This window comes from Mesorhizobium sp. M6A.T.Ce.TU.002.03.1.1 (assembly GCF_003997275.1).
GTDB classification, from domain to species: domain Bacteria; phylum Pseudomonadota; class Alphaproteobacteria; order Rhizobiales; family Rhizobiaceae; genus Mesorhizobium; species Mesorhizobium mediterraneum.
Genome location: NZ_RZTI01000018.1, coordinates 1 through 16,539, shown reverse-complemented (window position 1 = coordinate 16,539; position 16,539 = coordinate 1). Strand labels below are relative to the sequence as shown.

The window sequence follows — 16,539 nt, the reverse complement described above, 5'->3', positions numbered from 1 at the left end:
CCATGACCGATCCTCGCCACAACATCCGCGAAGTCCGCAGCCCGCGCGGCAGCGAGCTCAACGCCCGCTCATGGCTGACGGAAGCGCCGTTGCGCATGCTGATGAACAATCTCGATCCCGACGTCGCCGAAAACCCCAACGAACTGGTCGTCTATGGAGGCATTGGCCGGGCGGCGCGCACCTGGAACGATTTCGATCGCATCGTCGCCTCTCTGAAGACGCTTGGAGATGACGAGACGCTCCTGGTGCAGTCCGGCAAGCCGGTCGGCGTGTTTCGGACGCACACCGATGCGCCTCGCGTGCTGATCGCCAATTCGAACCTCGTGCCGCACTGGGCGACATGGGAGAAATTCAACGAGCTCGATAAGAAAGGCCTGATGATGTACGGCCAGATGACGGCCGGCTCGTGGATCTACATCGGCACGCAAGGCATCGTGCAGGGCACCTATGAGACCTTCGTCGAGGCCGGCCGCCAGCATTATGGCGGCAATCTTAGGGGCAAATGGATCCTGACCGGCGGCCTCGGCGGCATGGGCGGCGCCCAGCCGCTGGCCGCGGTCATGGCAGGCGCTTGCTGCCTGGCGATCGAATGCGATCCCGACCGCATCGATTTCAGGCTGCGCACCCGCTATGTCGACGAACGCGCCGACACGCTCGACGAGGCGCTGGAAAAGATCGAGCGCTGGACCAGGGCCGGCGAGGCGAAATCAGTCGGCCTGGTCGGCAACACCGCCGACATCGTGCCGGAACTGGTGCGGCGCGGCGTGCGCCCCGACTTGGTCACCGACCAGACGTCGGCGCATGATCCGCTCAACGGCTATCTGCCCAAGGGCTGGTCGCTCGCTGAATGGCGCGAGAAGCGCACCAGCGACCCGAAGGCGGTCGAAAAGGCAGCGCGCGCGTCGATGCGCGAGCATGTCGAGGCGATGGTGGCGTTCTGGAACGCCGGCGTGCCGACGCTCGACTATGGCAACAACATCCGTCAGGTGGCGAAGGAGGAAGGGCTCGAGAACGCTTTTGCTTTCCCGGGTTTCGTGCCGGCCTACATCCGACCGCTGTTTTGCCGCGGCATCGGCCCGTTCCGCTGGGCAGCCCTCTCAGGCGATCCCGAGGACATCTACAAGACCGATGCCAAGGTCCGCGAGCTGACACCTGGCAACACCCATCTGCACAACTGGCTCGACATGGCGCGCGAGCGCATCGCGTTCCAGGGTCTGCCGGCGCGCATCTGCTGGGTCGGTCTCGGCGACCGCCACCGGCTCGGCCTCGCCTTCAACGAGATGGTGGCGAAGGGCGAGCTCAAGGCGCCGGTGGTCATTGGCCGCGATCATCTCGATTCCGGCTCGGTTGCCTCGCCGAACCGCGAGACGGAATCGATGAAGGATGGCTCGGACGCCGTATCCGACTGGCCGCTGCTCAATGCGTTGCTCAACACCGCCTCCGGCGCAACCTGGGTGTCGCTGCATCATGGCGGCGGCGTCGGCATGGGCTTTTCGCAACATGCCGGCATGGTCATCGTCGCCGACGGCACACGCGAAGCGGCCAAACGCCTTGAGCGCGTGTTGTGGAACGACCCGGCGACCGGCGTCATGCGCCACGCCGATGCCGGCTATGACGTCGCCATCGACTGCGCCAGGGAGCACCAACTTAACCTGCCAGGCATCCTCGGCTGAGCCGCGCCTTGCGCATCCTCCGAGCAGCCGAATACCGGTCTATGCCCTGGAAGAACGGCGGCGGGGTGACGACGGAGATCGCCGTCTCGCCCGCAGGTGCTGCGCTCGATGATTTCGACTGGCGCGTCTCAATGGCGCGCGTCGAAAGCGGCGGGCCATTCTCCGCGTTTGCCGGAGTGGACCGAACCTTGGCCGTGCTGGAAGGTGAGGGGATTATCCTTGATATCGCCGGTCGCCCGGCGGCCACGGTGACCAAGGTTTCCGCCCCGCTTTCCTTTCCGGCCGATGTACCGACGCAAGCGGCGCTGATCGCCGGCCCGATCACCGATCTCAACGTCATGACGCGGCGCGGACGGATGACCCACACTGTCGAGCGCGTGGTGATTTCGGCCCCGACGGACATCCACTCAGCGGCCGATGCGACCCTCATCCTGTGTTTTGACGGCGAGATCACAATGGCCGGCGCGGCGCCTGTCCGCATCGGACCGCGCGACACGCTGTTGCTCAGTCCGGACGCCCTGAAACGGCGCCTGGAGCCTGCCCGAACGGCGACGCTGTTCGTGATCCGCATCGATCGCGTTGTTGCAAACGATTAACGCCTGTTTCGAAACATGATCGCAGCACCGGCGAAATATACCGTAAGCTCAAGTCCACATCACGAAAAAGCCCGAATCCTTCCGTCGATCAAGTCCCGACGGGAGCGAAGGGGTGAACGTCTGAAAGTTGTGGTGCGAAAACAAACTTTCGGCCCGTGTTTCGATGCAACCAATTGCATTTGAATCGGTTTTAGGGACATTGCCGTGGCGGTGACGCCGCTATGCGTCCCCCATACGGAATTTTCAATGAATATCCAGACGAACCCCACCCAAATGGAAAAGACGAGCGCGAGCTTCCCGGCCATCACCGAAGAGCCGATACGCTCCAATTTCCTGCCGGAAGAGCGCCTGCGCACGCTGGGTACAAGCCTCGCCGAGGGTGACGTCAAGGATCTGTTCGGCCTGGAGCCGTTCGATTTCCAGCCACGCGTCCGCGACAGCGCCAGCAAGATCCTCGAAGTCTACCGCTCGACCAATGCCGCGCAGGCGAGGGGCGAGACGATCACGCCGGCGGCGCAATGGTTGCTCGACAACAACTATCTGGTCGAGGAAACCATCTTCCAGGTCAAACGCGACCTGCCGCGCCGTTTCTATCGGCAGTTGCCGACCCTGAAGCTGTCCGACGGCGCCAGCGTGCCGCGCGCCCTTGCGCTGGCCTGGACGTACGTCGCCCATTCGGACAGTTCCGTCTCGGCGACCATGTTCAAGGCGATCGTCGAAGGCTTTCAGTCCGTCGAGCCGCTGAAAATCGGCGAACTCTGGGCGCTGCCATCGCTGCTGCGCTTCGTTCTGATCGAAAATCTTCGCCGGATCGCGGTCCGGGTCAATCGTACCCGGCAGATGCGCCAGATTGCCAACGAGGTTGCCGATCGCGTGCTGGCGATCGACGACAACGCCGACCGTCAGGCGATCCTGTCGAACTACGTAGCCCATGCGCAGGACACCACCTTCGCCACCCAACTGCTCTACCGCCTGCGCGACGGGTCGCAGAATGCCGGCAGGGCGCTGGAATGGCTGGAGGGCGAGCTTGAAGAGTCCGGCTCCGATGCCGAGGAAATCATCATCAGCGAGCATCGCACGCTGTCTGGTGGCAATGTAACCACCGGTAACATCATCCGCGGCCTCAGACTCATCAACGATATCGACTGGACGGTTTGGTTCGAAGGCGTCAGCCGCATCGACACCTTGCTGCGCGAGCGCACCGATTTCGCCGCGCTCGATTTCTTCTCGCGCGACCAGTACCGGACCGCGATCGAGGAATTGGCGCGCCGCTCCGATCGTTCCGAATTCCGCGTCGCCGAAAAGGCGATCGAACTTGCCGGCCACGCCGCTGTCGCCGATACTTCCGGCACCGGTCCGACCGCTCACACCGACGTCGGGTTCTTCCTGGTCGGCCCGCGCCGGCTGGAACTGGAAAAGGCGATCGGCTATCGGCCGACCGTCAGCGTCACGACCAAACGGGCGTTCCGCAAAACCGGATGGTTGGGCATTGTCGTGCCGGTGTTCGCGCTGACCGTCCTGCTTCTGCTCGTCTCCGGCAATGCCCTTGCCAATCTCGGCCTGTCCGTGCCGTCGATCGCCTTGATGCTGGCGCTGTTTGCCGTGCCGGCCAGCGAAGGCGCGCTTGCCTTCTTCAACACTGTCGTATCGTTGTTCCTCAAGCCGACGCGCCTCGTCGGCTACGACTACAGACGCGGCATGCCGCCCGAGGCGCGCACGCTGGTGGTGGTGCCGTCGCTGATCGGCTCGCGCGACGACGTCGAGGAAAACATCCGCAACATCGAAGTGCATCACCTGGCCAACACGGCGGACGAAATCCATTTCGCTCTGCTTTCTGACTGGCCGGACTCGAAGACCGAAATCGATGCCGCGGATATTGAGATCCTCCAATATGCTCGCGACGAGATCGCGCGGTTGAACGCCCGCTATCCCAGCGAAGGCGCGCCGCGTTTCTACGTCCTGCACCGCCGGCGGCTCTACAATGAATCCCAGGGCGCCTGGATGGGCTGGGAACGCAAGCGCGGCAAGCTGCACGAACTGAATCTTCTGCTGCGCGGTGACAGCGACACCACCTTCCTGCCGCTGGATGTGCCGTTGCCGGAAAACGTCATCCATGTGATGACGTTGGACGCCGACACACGCACCACCCGCGATGCCGTCGCCAGTTTGGTTGGCAAGCTTTGCCATCCGCTCAACCGCCCGCATTTCGATGTCACAAAGCGCCTTGTCACCGCCGGCTACACCATCCTGCAGCCGCGCATCACCGCATCATTGACCAGCGGCGACGACGCATCCTTCTTCCAGCGGGTCTTTTCCGCCAATCGCGGCCTCGATCCTTACGTCTTTGCCGTCTCGGACATCTACCAGGATGTCTTCGGCGACGGCTCCTTCACCGGCAAGGGCCTCTATCATGTCGACGCCTTCGAAGCGGCGCTGAAGGGCCGCATCGACGAAAACACCATCCTCAGCCACGATCTGCTCGAAGGGGCATTGGCCCGCGCGGCGCTGGTCACGGACGTCGAACTGGTCGAGGACTATCCGACCCGCTATTCGGTCGACGCATCGCGCCACCATCGTTGGGCACGCGGCGACTGGCAGCTTCTGGGCTTTCTTCTTGATCCGCGCTCTGGCGTGCCGGCGCTGTCGCGCTGGAAGATGGTCGACAATCTGCGCCGCTCGCTGACGCCGATCTTCTGGGTGATGGCGGCGATCGCCGGCTGGACGCTGCTGCCCTTCACACAGGCCGCGCAATGGCAGGCGCTGCTGATCCTCACATTGTTCATGGCGCCAACGTTCGACATCATCCACGCCATCCTGCCGAAAAGCGGCGACCAGACACCGCGCGGCCATTTCTCGGCACTGGCACGCGATGTTGTCTTCGGCACCGCCCTGGTGGCTCTGAAGATCGTGCTGATGGCGCATCTGGCCTGGATGATGGGCGACGCTATCATTCGCACGCTCTACCGCTTGTTCGTCAGTCGGCAGAACCTGCTCGAATGGCGCACGGCCTCGCAGGCGCACAAGAACGGCGACAATGATCTCGGCTCCTACTACGGCATGATGTATGGCGCGGTGATTATCGGCGTCGTCGGCCTTGCAATTCCCGTTCTGGCCGATTCCACCGGAGCTTTCGTCGCTTTCTTCTTCGCGCTGTTCTGGATCGGCTCGCCGGCCTTCGCCTTCTGGATCAGCCGCTCGGCCGAAACCGAGGATCGCTTGCGCATATCGGCGGCCGACATCCATGCGCTGCGCACGGTCGCGCGGCGCACATGGCACTATTTCGAGACTTTCGTGACGGCCGAGCATCACAATCTGCCGCCCGACAATTTCCAGGAAAGTCCGGCGCCCGTCGTTGCGCCCCGCACCTCGCCGACCAATATCGGGGTTTATCTCCTGTCGGTGATTTCGGCGCGCGATTTCGGCTGGATAAGCCTGTCCGACGCCACCACCCGCATCGACGCCACGATGTCGACCATCGAGAGCATGCCGCGTGAACGCGGCCATCTCTTCAACTGGTATGACACGACGACGCTGAAGCCGCTCTATCCGCTCTACATTTCCGCCGTCGATAGCGGCAATCTCGCCGGCCATCTGGTGGCGGTGGCAGCAGCCTGCGCCGAATGGGCGGAAGCGCCTGCGGTCCACCTTCAGGGCGATTTCGAAGGCATCCTCGATACGGTGACGATCCTCGACGAAAGCCTGGCGGAGTTGCCTGACGACCGCCGTCAGTTGCGGCCGTTGCGCCAACGGCTCGCCGATCGCCTCGACGGCATGCGGCGGGCGGTCGAATCGATCAAGGCACAGCCCGAGATGGCATCGATCCGCACCATCAACCTGGCCGTTCTGGCCGGCGAGATCCGCAAGCTCGCCATCGCCATCCATACCGAGGCCGCATCGACACAGAGCGACACCATCGCCGACTGGGCGGCAAGGCTGGAAGCCACCTGCGAGGCGCATGTTCATGACGCGCATAGCGACGACAATGCCGTCGAAGCCTTGCGGGCCAAGCTTCTTTCGTTGCGCGAGCGCACGCGCCGCTTCGCCTTCGAGATGGATTTCTCCTTCCTCATGCGGAAGGAACGCAAGCTCCTGTCGATCGGCTACCGGGTCGAGGAGCATCAGCTCGACGAAAGCTGCTACGACCTCCTGGCTTCCGAGGCGCGGCTGACCAGCCTGTTCGCCATCGCCAAGGGCGATCTGCCGACCGAGCACTGGTTCCACCTCGGCCGGCCGATCGTCGAGATCGGGTTCAAGGGCGCGCTGATGTCCTGGTCCGGCTCGATGTTCGAGTATCTGATGCCGCCGCTGGTGATGAAGGAGCCGCAAGGCTCGATCCTCAACCAGACCAGCAAGCTTATCATCAAGCGCCAGATCCAGTACGGCCGCTCGAAGAACGTGCCCTGGGGGATTTCGGAAGCGGCCTACAACGCCCGCGACCGCGAGCTGACTTACCAGTACACCAATTTCGGCGTGCCTGGGCTCGGCCTGAAGCGAGGTCTTGGCCAGAACACGGTGATTGCGCCTTATGCGACCGTGCTGGCGGCGCAGTTCACCCCGCGTGAATCGGTGCAGAACCTGGCCAGGCTGAGGCAGCTCGGCGCCCTTGGCCGGCACGGCTTCTACGATGCGGTCGATTTCACGCCGCAGCGCGTGCCGGAGGGCACCGATCATGTCGTCGTGCTGAACTACATGGCCCACCATTCCGGCATGTCGATCGCCGCCGTTGCCGACGCCATCTTCGAAGGACGCCTGCGCGATCGCTTCCACAGCGATCCGGTGATCGAGTCGGCCGAGTTGCTGCTGCAGGAAAGGGCGCCGCGCGACATCCCGACCGCCACCGTCAGGACCGAGGCCGACGAACGGTCGAAGGACGAAACGGAAGTCGAGAGCCCCGATACGCGCATCGTGCTCAACCCGCTCAAGGCGCTGCGTTCGACCAGTGTCATGTCCAATGGCCGCTACTCGGTCATGGTCACCGCGACCGGCTCTGGCTATAGCCGCTGGGGCGAGCTTGCGATCACGCGCTGGCAGCCGGACCCGACCGAGGATCGGCTTGGCTCTTATATCTTCCTGCGCGACGCCGGCACCGGCGACTGGTGGTCGGCCACCGCCGAGCCGAAGCGTGCCACCGGCGAAGAGGTGCAGACGCTTTTTTCGGATGACAAGGCGAGCTTTGTCAAATCGGTGGGATCACTGCGTTCGGAGGTCGAATGCATCGTCATCTCGGAAGGAAACGGCGAAGGCCGGCGGGTGACGCTTTACAATGACGGCCCGGTCGACCGGCATATCGAGGTGACCTCCTTTGCCGAACTGGTGCTGGGCTCAGAGGCATCCGATAACGCGCATCCGGCCTTCTCGAAAATGTTCGTGGAAACCGAGATCGCTGCGAATAACGGGGCGATCTTCGCCACAAGACGCAAGCGGGAAACGGACGAGCCTGACGTCACCCTGGCGCATTTCGTTACCGACCCGTCTGGGTCGACGCGCGACGCCGAGGCCGAAACCGACCGGCGCGCCTTCATCGGCCGCGGCCGCACCATTGTCGAGGCTGCCGCCTTCGATCCCGGCGCCAAGCTTGGCGGCCATTCTGGCTTCACGCTGGATCCAGTCGCAGCGCTTCGCCGACAGGTGCGCGTGCCGGCCAACAAGAAGATCTCGCTGACCTTCTGGACTGCCGTTGGCGCCAACCGCGCCGAACTCGAAGACGCCATTGCGCGGCTCGATCATCCGGAAGCCTTCGCCCGCCAGGCGATGCTCGCCTGGACCCGCTCGCAGGTGCAGACCCGTCATCTCGGTCTCAGCCTTGCCGATGCCGCCAATGTGCAGAATCTGGCGCGCTATCTGATCTATCCTGATCCGTTCCTGCGCCTTCCGGCCGAATCGATCGCTTCCGGGCTCGGTAAGCAGTCCGGCCTGTGGCCGACCAGCATATCCGGCGATTTTCCGATTTTCCTGGTCAGGATCGGCGATGTCGCCGACCTCGAGATCGTCGCCCAGGCGCTCCGCTTCCAGGAATATATGCGCGCCCGCGGCATGATGATCGACTTTGTCGTCGTCAACGAGCAGGCTTCATCCTACGTCCAGGACCTGCAACGGGCGGTCGAGACGCTGTGCGAAAACAGCCGCCTGCGCGGCAAGGAGCTTGGACCCCGCCAGCACATCTTCGCGGTGCGCCGCGACCTGATGGACGAGACGACCTACAAGACGCTGCTCGCCGTCGCCCGCGTCGTCCTGCACACGCGCAACGGCACCATCTTCGATCAAATCGAGCGCGCCGAGGCCGCTGCGCTGCAAGCGCGGGACGCCTTGCAACCAGCGGATGCAGCAGCGCTTCGTGAACCGTCTTCGCCGGCCCCGCAGGCGTTGGCTGCCCAAGCCTCGATCGAAGGCAGTGCCGACGGCAGCGGGCTCAGCCAGTGGAACGGTTTTGGCGGCTTCGAGGGCGACGGACGCCACTATGTCGTGCGCCTTGCAGGGCGGCTCACGACGCCGCAGCCCTGGATCAACGTCATTTCCAACACCTCGTTCGGTTTCCATGTTTCGGCTGAAGGCGCTGCCTTCACCTGGAGCCGAAACAGCCGCGATTATCAACTGACGCCGTGGGCGAACGACCCGGTCACCAACCGGCCCGGCGAGGGCATCTATATTTACGATCATGCCAGCGGCCGGGCGTTCTCGCCGTTGGCCGCCGTGGTGCGCGATCCTGCCATGACCTACGAAACATGGCACGGGCAGGGTTTTTCGACCTTCCGTTCGACGCGCGGGCCGCTGTCGATGGATCTTACCCATGTGGTCGATCCTGTCGATCCGGTGAAAATCTCCCGATTGCGAATCCAGAATTCCGGTTCGGTGCCGGCGCGCCTGCGCGTCTATGCCTATGCGGAATGGGTCCTTGGCAGCCATCGTTCGCGCACGGCGGCGACCATCGTTCCGTCCAGGGATGCTGAGACCGGCGCGTTGCTGGCGCAAAATCCCTACGGACTCGACTTCAGCGAGCGGGTCGCCTTCCTGGCCGCCGACAGCGCGGCTCATTCGGTGACGGCCGACCGCGGTGAGTTCATCGGCCGGCACGGCACCAGCGAACTTCCGCATGCCGTGCTCAACGGCGCCAGCCTATCGGGCCGCGTCGAGGCCGGCGATGATCCTTGTGCTGCAATTGCACGCGACATCGACATCCCTGCCGGCGGCGACGTGACGCTGCTCTGGCTGCTCGGCGATGCAGCTTCTGCCGAGGAAGCCAGCGCCCTGGTGCAGCGCCATAGCAGCAAAGATTTCGATCAGCGGCTGGCTGACAATGAACGCACGTGGCGAGGGTTTCTCGACACCATCCAGGTCGAGACGCCGGACAAGGCGCTCGACGCCATGGTCAACCACTGGCTGCCCTATCAGAGCCTTGCCTGCCGCATCCGCGCCCGCTCCGCCTTTTACCAGGCGAGCGGCGCCTTTGGCTTCCGTGATCAGTTGCAGGACACGCTGGCCCTGCTTGTCCATGATCCGAAACTGGCGCGCGACCAGATACTCAACGCGGCGCGGCGGCAATTCCCCGAAGGCGATGTGCAGCACTGGTGGCTGCCGCGCACCGAGGCAGGCGTCCGCACTATGATTTCCGACGACGTGGTCTGGCTCGCCCATGCCACGGCACGCTACTTGCTGGTGACCGGCGACACCGCGATCCTCAGGGAACAATTGCCCTTCATCGACGGGCCGCCGCTGGAAGAAGGCGAGCATGATGCCTTCTTCACCCCGGAGATCTCGAAGAAGACCGCTTCACTCTATGATCATTGCGCGCGTGCACTCGACCTTGCCATCAAGCGCAGCAGCCCCGCCGGACTGCCGCTGATCCTCGGTGGCGACTGGAACGACGGCATGAACCGTGTCGGCGAGCACGGCAAGGGCGAGAGCGTCTGGCTGGGCTGGTTCCTGCTGAAGACGCTGGGCGACTTTGCGCCTGTCGCCAAGTCGGAAGGCGACACCAAGCGCGCGCAAGCCTGGACAAAACACGCCGACGTGCTGAAGCGAGCGCTGGAAAGCACGGCCTGGGATGGTGAATGGTATCGTCGCGGCAGCTTCGACGACGGCACGCCGCTGGGGTCGCGCGGCTCACAGGAGTGCAAGATCGACTCGATTGCCCAGTCGTGGAGTGTGCTGTCGGGCGAGGGCGATCCAGCGCGGTCGACGACGGCGATGCAGCAGGCGATGAAGATGCTTGTCGACGACGAGCTCAAGATCGTCAAGCTTTTCACCCCGCCCTTCTCCAAGACGGAAAGGGACCCGGGCTACATCAAGAGCTACCCGCCGGGTGTCCGTGAAAACGGTGGCCAGTACACCCATGCGGCGTCATGGTTCGTCATTGCGCTCGCCGAAATGGGGCGCACCGACGATGCCTACCGTTGTTTCTCGATGCTCAACCCGGTCAACCACGCGCTCGACGAGGCCGCTGCCGAGCACTACCGCGTCGAGCCTTACGTGGTCGCCGCCGATGTCTATGCCGGGCAAGGCAAGGGCGGCCGCGGCGGCTGGACCTGGTATACCGGCTCGGCCGGCTGGCTTTATCGCGCGGCGGTCGAAGGCATCCTCGGCATTGAGCGCAGGGGAGCGCGCATCCAGTTCAAGCCGAAACTCCCCAGCCATTGGGATGGTTATGCGGCAACCCTCAAGGTGCTTGGGGCCGAGCTCAGGGTTCGCGTTGTCCGTGACGCCAAGGTCAAAGCCATCTCTCTTGAGATAGATGGTAAAAAGACGAAGGCTTCGTCTTTCGAACCGAAAGCCGGCGACAAGGCCGAAGTGGTCGTCAGGATACCGGCGTAGTTTCAAGGATTTGGAGCGTCTTTACACATCTTGGGGACGCGCGTTGTTTAAGGATGTTCTAGCAATTCTACCGCGCGTCAGCTTTCCGAAAAGCCGATGCAGGCTTTAGAAACTCATACATAACCATTTGCTGATTAAAATTGCGGCAGTGCTTGCAGCCTGCCATGATTTTGCCGTAAGGCTGACATTTTACCTTTTTTCTCAAACTGTTAGGTGATCACGACAGATTTCGCAGCGTCGCCATCTTTTGTTCGCGAATTGGGAACTGAAGGGGTACACGAGCATTGTTTCGCGACACGTCAACGGGTACGAGTCAGAAAATGATGCAGTGCACAATAACAATTTGCCGGAGTAGCTGAAGTGTCCCTTCTGCAAATCTACTGGAGAGCGCTCGGTTATCTCGCTGCCGACAGGAAACGCGTGGCGTTTATCTGCGGGGCGAACATCGCGCTTGCCATTATCGCCATCCTTGAGCCGATCATGTTCGGACGGGTGATCGATGCTATTTCGGACGGCGGCTCGGTCTTTTCGACGCTCGGCGTGTGGGCCGGTATCGGCGTCTTCAACGTCGTCGCCTTCGTTCTGGTGGCGCGCGGCGCGGACCGCTTTGCCCATGCACGGCGCAGCGAGGTCCTTTGCCAGTCATTCGAGCGCGTGATCACCATGCCGCTTGCTTGGCATCATCAGCGCGGCACCTCCAATTCCCTGCATACGCTTCTGCGCGCGGTCGAGACCTTGTTCAGCCTCTGGCTCGAGTTCATGAGGCAGCATTTGTCCACTGTTGTCGCGCTGGTTCTGCTGGTGCCGACGGCGATCAGCATGGATATTCGCATGTCGATGGTCCTGCTGGCGCTGGGTGCGCTCTACGTCGGAATCGGGCGGCTGGTGATGCGTCGTACCAAGGAAGGCCAAGCGTCCGTGGAGCGGCACTTTCACAAGGTGTTCGCGCATGTGAGCGACTCGGTCAGCAATGTCGCCGTGCTGCAGAGCTACAATCGCATCGGCCACGAGACCGACGCCTTGAAGCGTTATGTCAAGAATCTGCTTGATGCCCAATATCCGGTGCTTGACTGGTGGGCATTGGCCAACGCCCTGCATCGCCTGTCGTCGACCATTTCGATGATGGTCGTGCTGTTGATCGGCTCCTATCTGGTCATGCATGGCCAATTGCGTATCGGTGACGTCATCGCCTTTACCGGCTTTGCCACGCTGCTGATTGCCCGGCTCGACCAGATGTCGGCCTTCGCCAATCAGATTTCGGAAGCCAGGGCCAAGCTCGAGGAATTTTACCGCCTCGAGGACTCGGCGGCCGACGCCGCCGAGCCGGACGGGTTGCGTGACCTCGGCAACGTCACGGGTCATGTGCGTTTTAAAAACGTCAGCTTCGAATTCGCCAATTCGGGCCAGGGCGTGAACGACGTATCGTTCGAAGTTCTCGCCGGCCAGACCGTGGCCATCGTCGGTCCGACGGGCGCAGGCAAGACCACGCTCATAAATCTTTTGCAGCGCGTCTTTGCGCCGTCCAGCGGCCGCATCCTGATCGATGGCATCGACACCCGCACGGTGACCCGCAAGTCGCTGCGCCACTCGATCGCCACGGTGTTCCAGGATGCGGGCCTGCTCAACCGCTCGATCGAGGACAATATCCGCGTCGGGCGCGCCGAGGCGACCTATGATGAGGTCCACGCTGCCGCCAATGCCGCAGCCGCGCAGGATTTCATCCTGTCGAAGAGCAATGGCTATGACACGGTCGTCGGCGAACGCGGCGGACAGCTTTCGGGCGGCGAGCGCCAGCGTATCGCGATCGCGCGCGCCGTGCTGAAGGATTCGCCCATCCTGGTGCTCGACGAAGCGACCAGCGCGCTCGATGTCGAGACGGAAGACCGCGTCAAGGAAGCGATTGACGAATTGCGGCGCGGCCGCACCACCTTCATCATCGCCCACCGCCTGACCACCGTTCGCGATGCCGATCTGGTCGTGTTCATGGACAAGGGCAAGGTGGTCGAAATGGGTGGGTTTGCCGAATTGTCGATGCGCAATGGCCGCTTCGCCAGCCTGCTGCGCGCCGGCGGCTTGCTCAACGACGAGGAAGTCCGCCGCCTCAGCCGCACCATCACGGACGAGGCCGCCTGAGTTCTTTCCCTTCTCCCACCTGTGGGAGAAGGGAAAGCCCGCCTGCGACACCACCGCTCGATTGCCCCAAACGCGTCGCCGGTTTATGTAAAGCCGCATGAGTGACCTGACTTCACGCCTCAGCGGCTGGATGGATTTCGCCAACCCGACGCGCTTTGTCGGTTTGGCCGACAGGGTAGTGCCATGGCTGGCGACCATCGCCACACTCCTCCTGACCGCCGGACTCTATATGAGCTTCGCGGCGCCGGAGGATTTCCAGCAAGGCATCACCGTGCGCATCATGTATATCCATGTGCCCTTCGCCTGGCTGGCCATGATGTGTTTCACGCTGATGGCGGTTTCCGCGTTGGGCACGCTGGTATGGCGCCATCCGCTGGCCGATGTCGCGCTGAAGTCGGCGGCACCCATCGGCGCCGTCTTTACAGCGCTCGCGCTGATCACCGGTTCGATCTGGGGCAAGCCGATGTGGGGCACCTGGTGGGTGTGGGATGCGCGGCTGACCTCGGTCTTCGTGCTGTTTCTGATGTATCTCGGCATCATCGCGCTGACGCGGGCACTCGACGATGCGGCGCGCGCCGCCTGGGCCGCCGCAATCATCACCCTGGTCGGCTTCATCAACATCCCGATCATCAAATTCTCGGTCGACTGGTGGAACACGCTGCATCAGCCGGCTTCGGTGTTCCGGCTCGGCGGGCCGACCATCGATCCCAGCCTGTTGCGGCCGTTGCTGGTGATGGCTCTGGGCTTTACCGTGCTGTTCTTCGCGCTGCATCTGATGGCGATGCGCACGGAAATCCGACGTCGCCGTGTCATTTCCATGCGCCGCGTTGCGGCCCGGCAGGCCGATAAACACCATTAGAGGCGCCTGACTTGGCCGTCATTTCACTCTAATTCGCCGACAACCACGTGTCTGCCGTCAACATTGTCTGTGACTGGCCGAAGTAGGCATGTTGCAATGCTGCAACAGCGATCTCTATAACTTCGATCCCACCCCGTTTTCACTGTTGACAGCTAAGCCATGCACCGGAAGTGATGCATTATATTTGCCTGTTAATTGTCGTGGGGGATTTTGTCGATGAAAGTGCGTCTGCTTGCCGGTGTCTCCGCAATAGCCTTGACGCTTGGCTGGAACTCAGCCAATGCCGCCGACGCGGCGGTCGAAGTTCCGGCGGCCCAGGATCTCTGGTATGTCACACTGTTTGGTGGCGCCAGCTTTCCGAATGACGTGAAAACGCATTCCGACACCTACAACAATGACTTTTCGATGGACTTCGACACCGGCTTCGTGATCGGCGGCGTCGTCGGTAAGCGGCTCAACGATGTGTTCCGCGTCGAAGGCGAACTGTCCTATGCGCGATACAAGGCGAGTACGTATGACGAGGGTATCTTTCACGGGTATCCGGCTGACGGCGATTTGTCCGCCACCTATCTGCTCGCTAACGTCTGGGCCGACGTTGCTCATTTTGGAGATGCCAAGCTCTATGTCGGCGGCGGCATCGGCGCCGCCTATGTGACCGCCGACACAACCTGGGGCGGTCACGAATATGGATACGGATCTGGTGGGTGGGGTTTTGCCGGCCAGGTGGGAGCCGGCGTCACTTACGCGCTGGCGCAGAATATCGACCTCGATTTCGGCTACAGGTTCAAGGCCGTCTCCGCCGTCGACTTCGATTCCTCCCGCGAAGGCGATGCTGTATTCTCGGACGGGAAGTTGAATTCCCACAATCTGCAGCTCGGCGTTACATTCAAATTCTGATTGCTTCGAATTCTTGCTGAAGGCTGACTGCCGTTGCAGGCGATTGGGGGTGAAGCATGCCGCTCTTGCCACGCCGGCAGCCTGTCGGTCTACCGGCCATGGTCCAGGACTTTCTCCCGGCCGCCGGCGAGTCGGCGCCGGAGACGTTGCAGCGCGGTATCGACCTGCAGCGCCGTAAGCGCTTTCGCGAAGCCGAGTTCTGCTATCAGACCGTGCTTCGCCGGCAGCCCAAAAATGCCATGGCGCTCAATCTGATGGGTACGCTGGCGATCGAGGCCCAACGAATTGAGACGGCCATCGACTTTATGAAGCGTGCGGTCAAGCTCGAACCGGGCAACGCCATTTTCCGCAACAATCTCGGCAACGCCTACAACCTGGTCGGCAACATCGAGCAGGCGCGCAAACAGCTGAAAAAAGCGATCGAGCTCGACGGGCGGCTTGTCGAGGCCTTATGCAATCTCGGCAAATCCTACCGGAGCCAGCTCGAGGGCGACATCGCCGAGGGTTTCTATCGCCGTGCACTGGCGGTCGACGGCCAGTCGCTGACAGCGCTTGTCGGCATGGGCGAGTTGCTCACCGACATGGGCCGGCAAGCCGAGGCGGTCGAATGCTTTGGCCGCGCCATCGCCATCGACAAGGCGAATGTCGAGGCGCTGTCCGGGCTGGCGCTCGCGCGTCGGGCCGTCAAGGGCGATCCAGCTCTGGCTTTGGTGCGGGGCCGCCTCGAACTGTCGATGACCACCGATCGCGAGCGGGTTATCCTGCATCACGCCGCCGGAAAAATCCTCAACGACCAGCGCGAGTATCGCCTGGCTATCCACCATTTCGCCCGGGCCAAGGCAATCTCCGGCAATGATTTCGACATTGCCCTGCACACGCGGCTCTATGACAGTTTCATCGAGACTTTCGACGCCGGTTTTTTCGAAGCGCGGCCAAAATTCGGCAATCCGTCCGAACGGCCGGTCTTCATTGTCGGTATGCCACGTTCAGGAACGACGTTGACCGAGCAAATATGCGCCAGCCATCACGATATCCATGGTGCCGGTGAACTGCCGACCATCCGTTCATTGGCCGGCGAACTTGGATTCGACCAGCTTGATCCGGCGATTTTCGCCAAGGCCATGGCGGCGCTCACACCGGCGAAGGCGAGGGAGCTTGGCTCGAAATATCTCGACCATCTCAACAAGCGCAACGGCAAGGCGGCGTGTGTCGTCGACAAGATGCCGCATAATTTCGAGCTGCTGGCTTTCATCAGCCTGATTTTGCCGAATGCCCGCATCGTCCACTGCAGGCGTGACCCGATGGACAATTGCACGTCCTGTTTCATGCACAATTTCTCCGATACCCACGGCTACAATGCCGATCTGACCAAGCTTGGGCAGTATTACCGGCAATATGATCGCCTGATGCGCCATTGGGCCAAGGTCGTGCCGCTTGCCATCCACGACATGCCCTACGAAAAAACGGTGGCTGATTTCGAGACCCAAGCCCGCGGATTGATCGGATTCCTTGCCGTCGAATGGGACGATGCGTGTCTTCGTTTCCACGAAACCGAGCGCACGGTGCGCACGCC

The 16,539-nt window shown here is 62.4% G+C and carries 7 protein-coding genes; all 7 read left to right on the top strand.

Going from position 1 to position 16,539, the window contains the following annotated elements; translation table 11 throughout:
* The first annotated feature begins 2 nt into the window (after positions 1-2).
* On the top strand, positions 3-1,673 hold the full coding sequence (gene hutU, locus EOC93_RS08295) for a urocanate hydratase (RefSeq protein WP_095485699.1): 1,671 nt from the start codon (positions 3-5) through the stop codon (positions 1,671-1,673).
* An 8-nt stretch (positions 1,674-1,681) separates the two neighbouring features.
* Positions 1,682-2,269: a HutD family protein gene (locus EOC93_RS08290; protein WP_127204340.1), complete on the top strand. Its 588-nt coding sequence runs from the start codon at positions 1,682-1,684 to the stop codon at positions 2,267-2,269.
* A gap of 246 nt (positions 2,270-2,515) precedes the next feature.
* Positions 2,516-11,077, top strand: a complete 8,562-nt coding sequence (locus EOC93_RS08285) for a glucoamylase family protein (protein ID WP_127204339.1) — start codon at positions 2,516-2,518, stop codon at positions 11,075-11,077.
* 360 nt (positions 11,078-11,437) lie between these two features.
* The gene (locus EOC93_RS08280) at positions 11,438-13,210 is read left to right on the top strand and encodes a glucan ABC transporter ATP-binding protein/ permease (protein WP_127204338.1); all 1,773 of its coding nucleotides are present in this window, start codon (positions 11,438-11,440) and stop codon (positions 13,208-13,210) included.
* A 97-nt stretch (positions 13,211-13,307) separates the two neighbouring features.
* The gene (locus EOC93_RS08275; protein ID WP_127204337.1) at positions 13,308-14,069 is read left to right on the top strand and encodes a heme ABC transporter permease; all 762 of its coding nucleotides are present in this window, start codon (positions 13,308-13,310) and stop codon (positions 14,067-14,069) included.
* Positions 14,070-14,285: 216 nt separating this feature from the next.
* Positions 14,286-14,966: an outer membrane beta-barrel protein gene (locus EOC93_RS08270; RefSeq protein WP_095485704.1), complete on the top strand. Its 681-nt coding sequence runs from the start codon at positions 14,286-14,288 to the stop codon at positions 14,964-14,966.
* 56 nt (positions 14,967-15,022) lie between these two features.
* On the top strand, positions 15,023-16,539 hold a 1,517-nt coding region (locus EOC93_RS08265; protein WP_127204336.1), incomplete at its 3' end, for a sulfotransferase.

Excerpts from the sequence above, each read along its gene's own strand:
- EOC93_RS08285 (WP_127204339.1), top strand. The coding sequence starts at position 2,516 with ATGAATATCCAGACGAACCCCACCCAAATGGAAAAGACGAGCGCGAGC.
- hutU (WP_095485699.1), top strand. The coding sequence starts at position 3 with ATGACCGATCCTCGCCACAACATCCGCGAAGTCCGCAGCCCGCGCGGC.
- EOC93_RS08275 (WP_127204337.1), top strand. The coding sequence starts at position 13,308 with ATGAGTGACCTGACTTCACGCCTCAGCGGCTGGATGGATTTCGCCAAC.
- EOC93_RS08270 (WP_095485704.1), top strand. The coding sequence starts at position 14,286 with ATGAAAGTGCGTCTGCTTGCCGGTGTCTCCGCAATAGCCTTGACGCTT.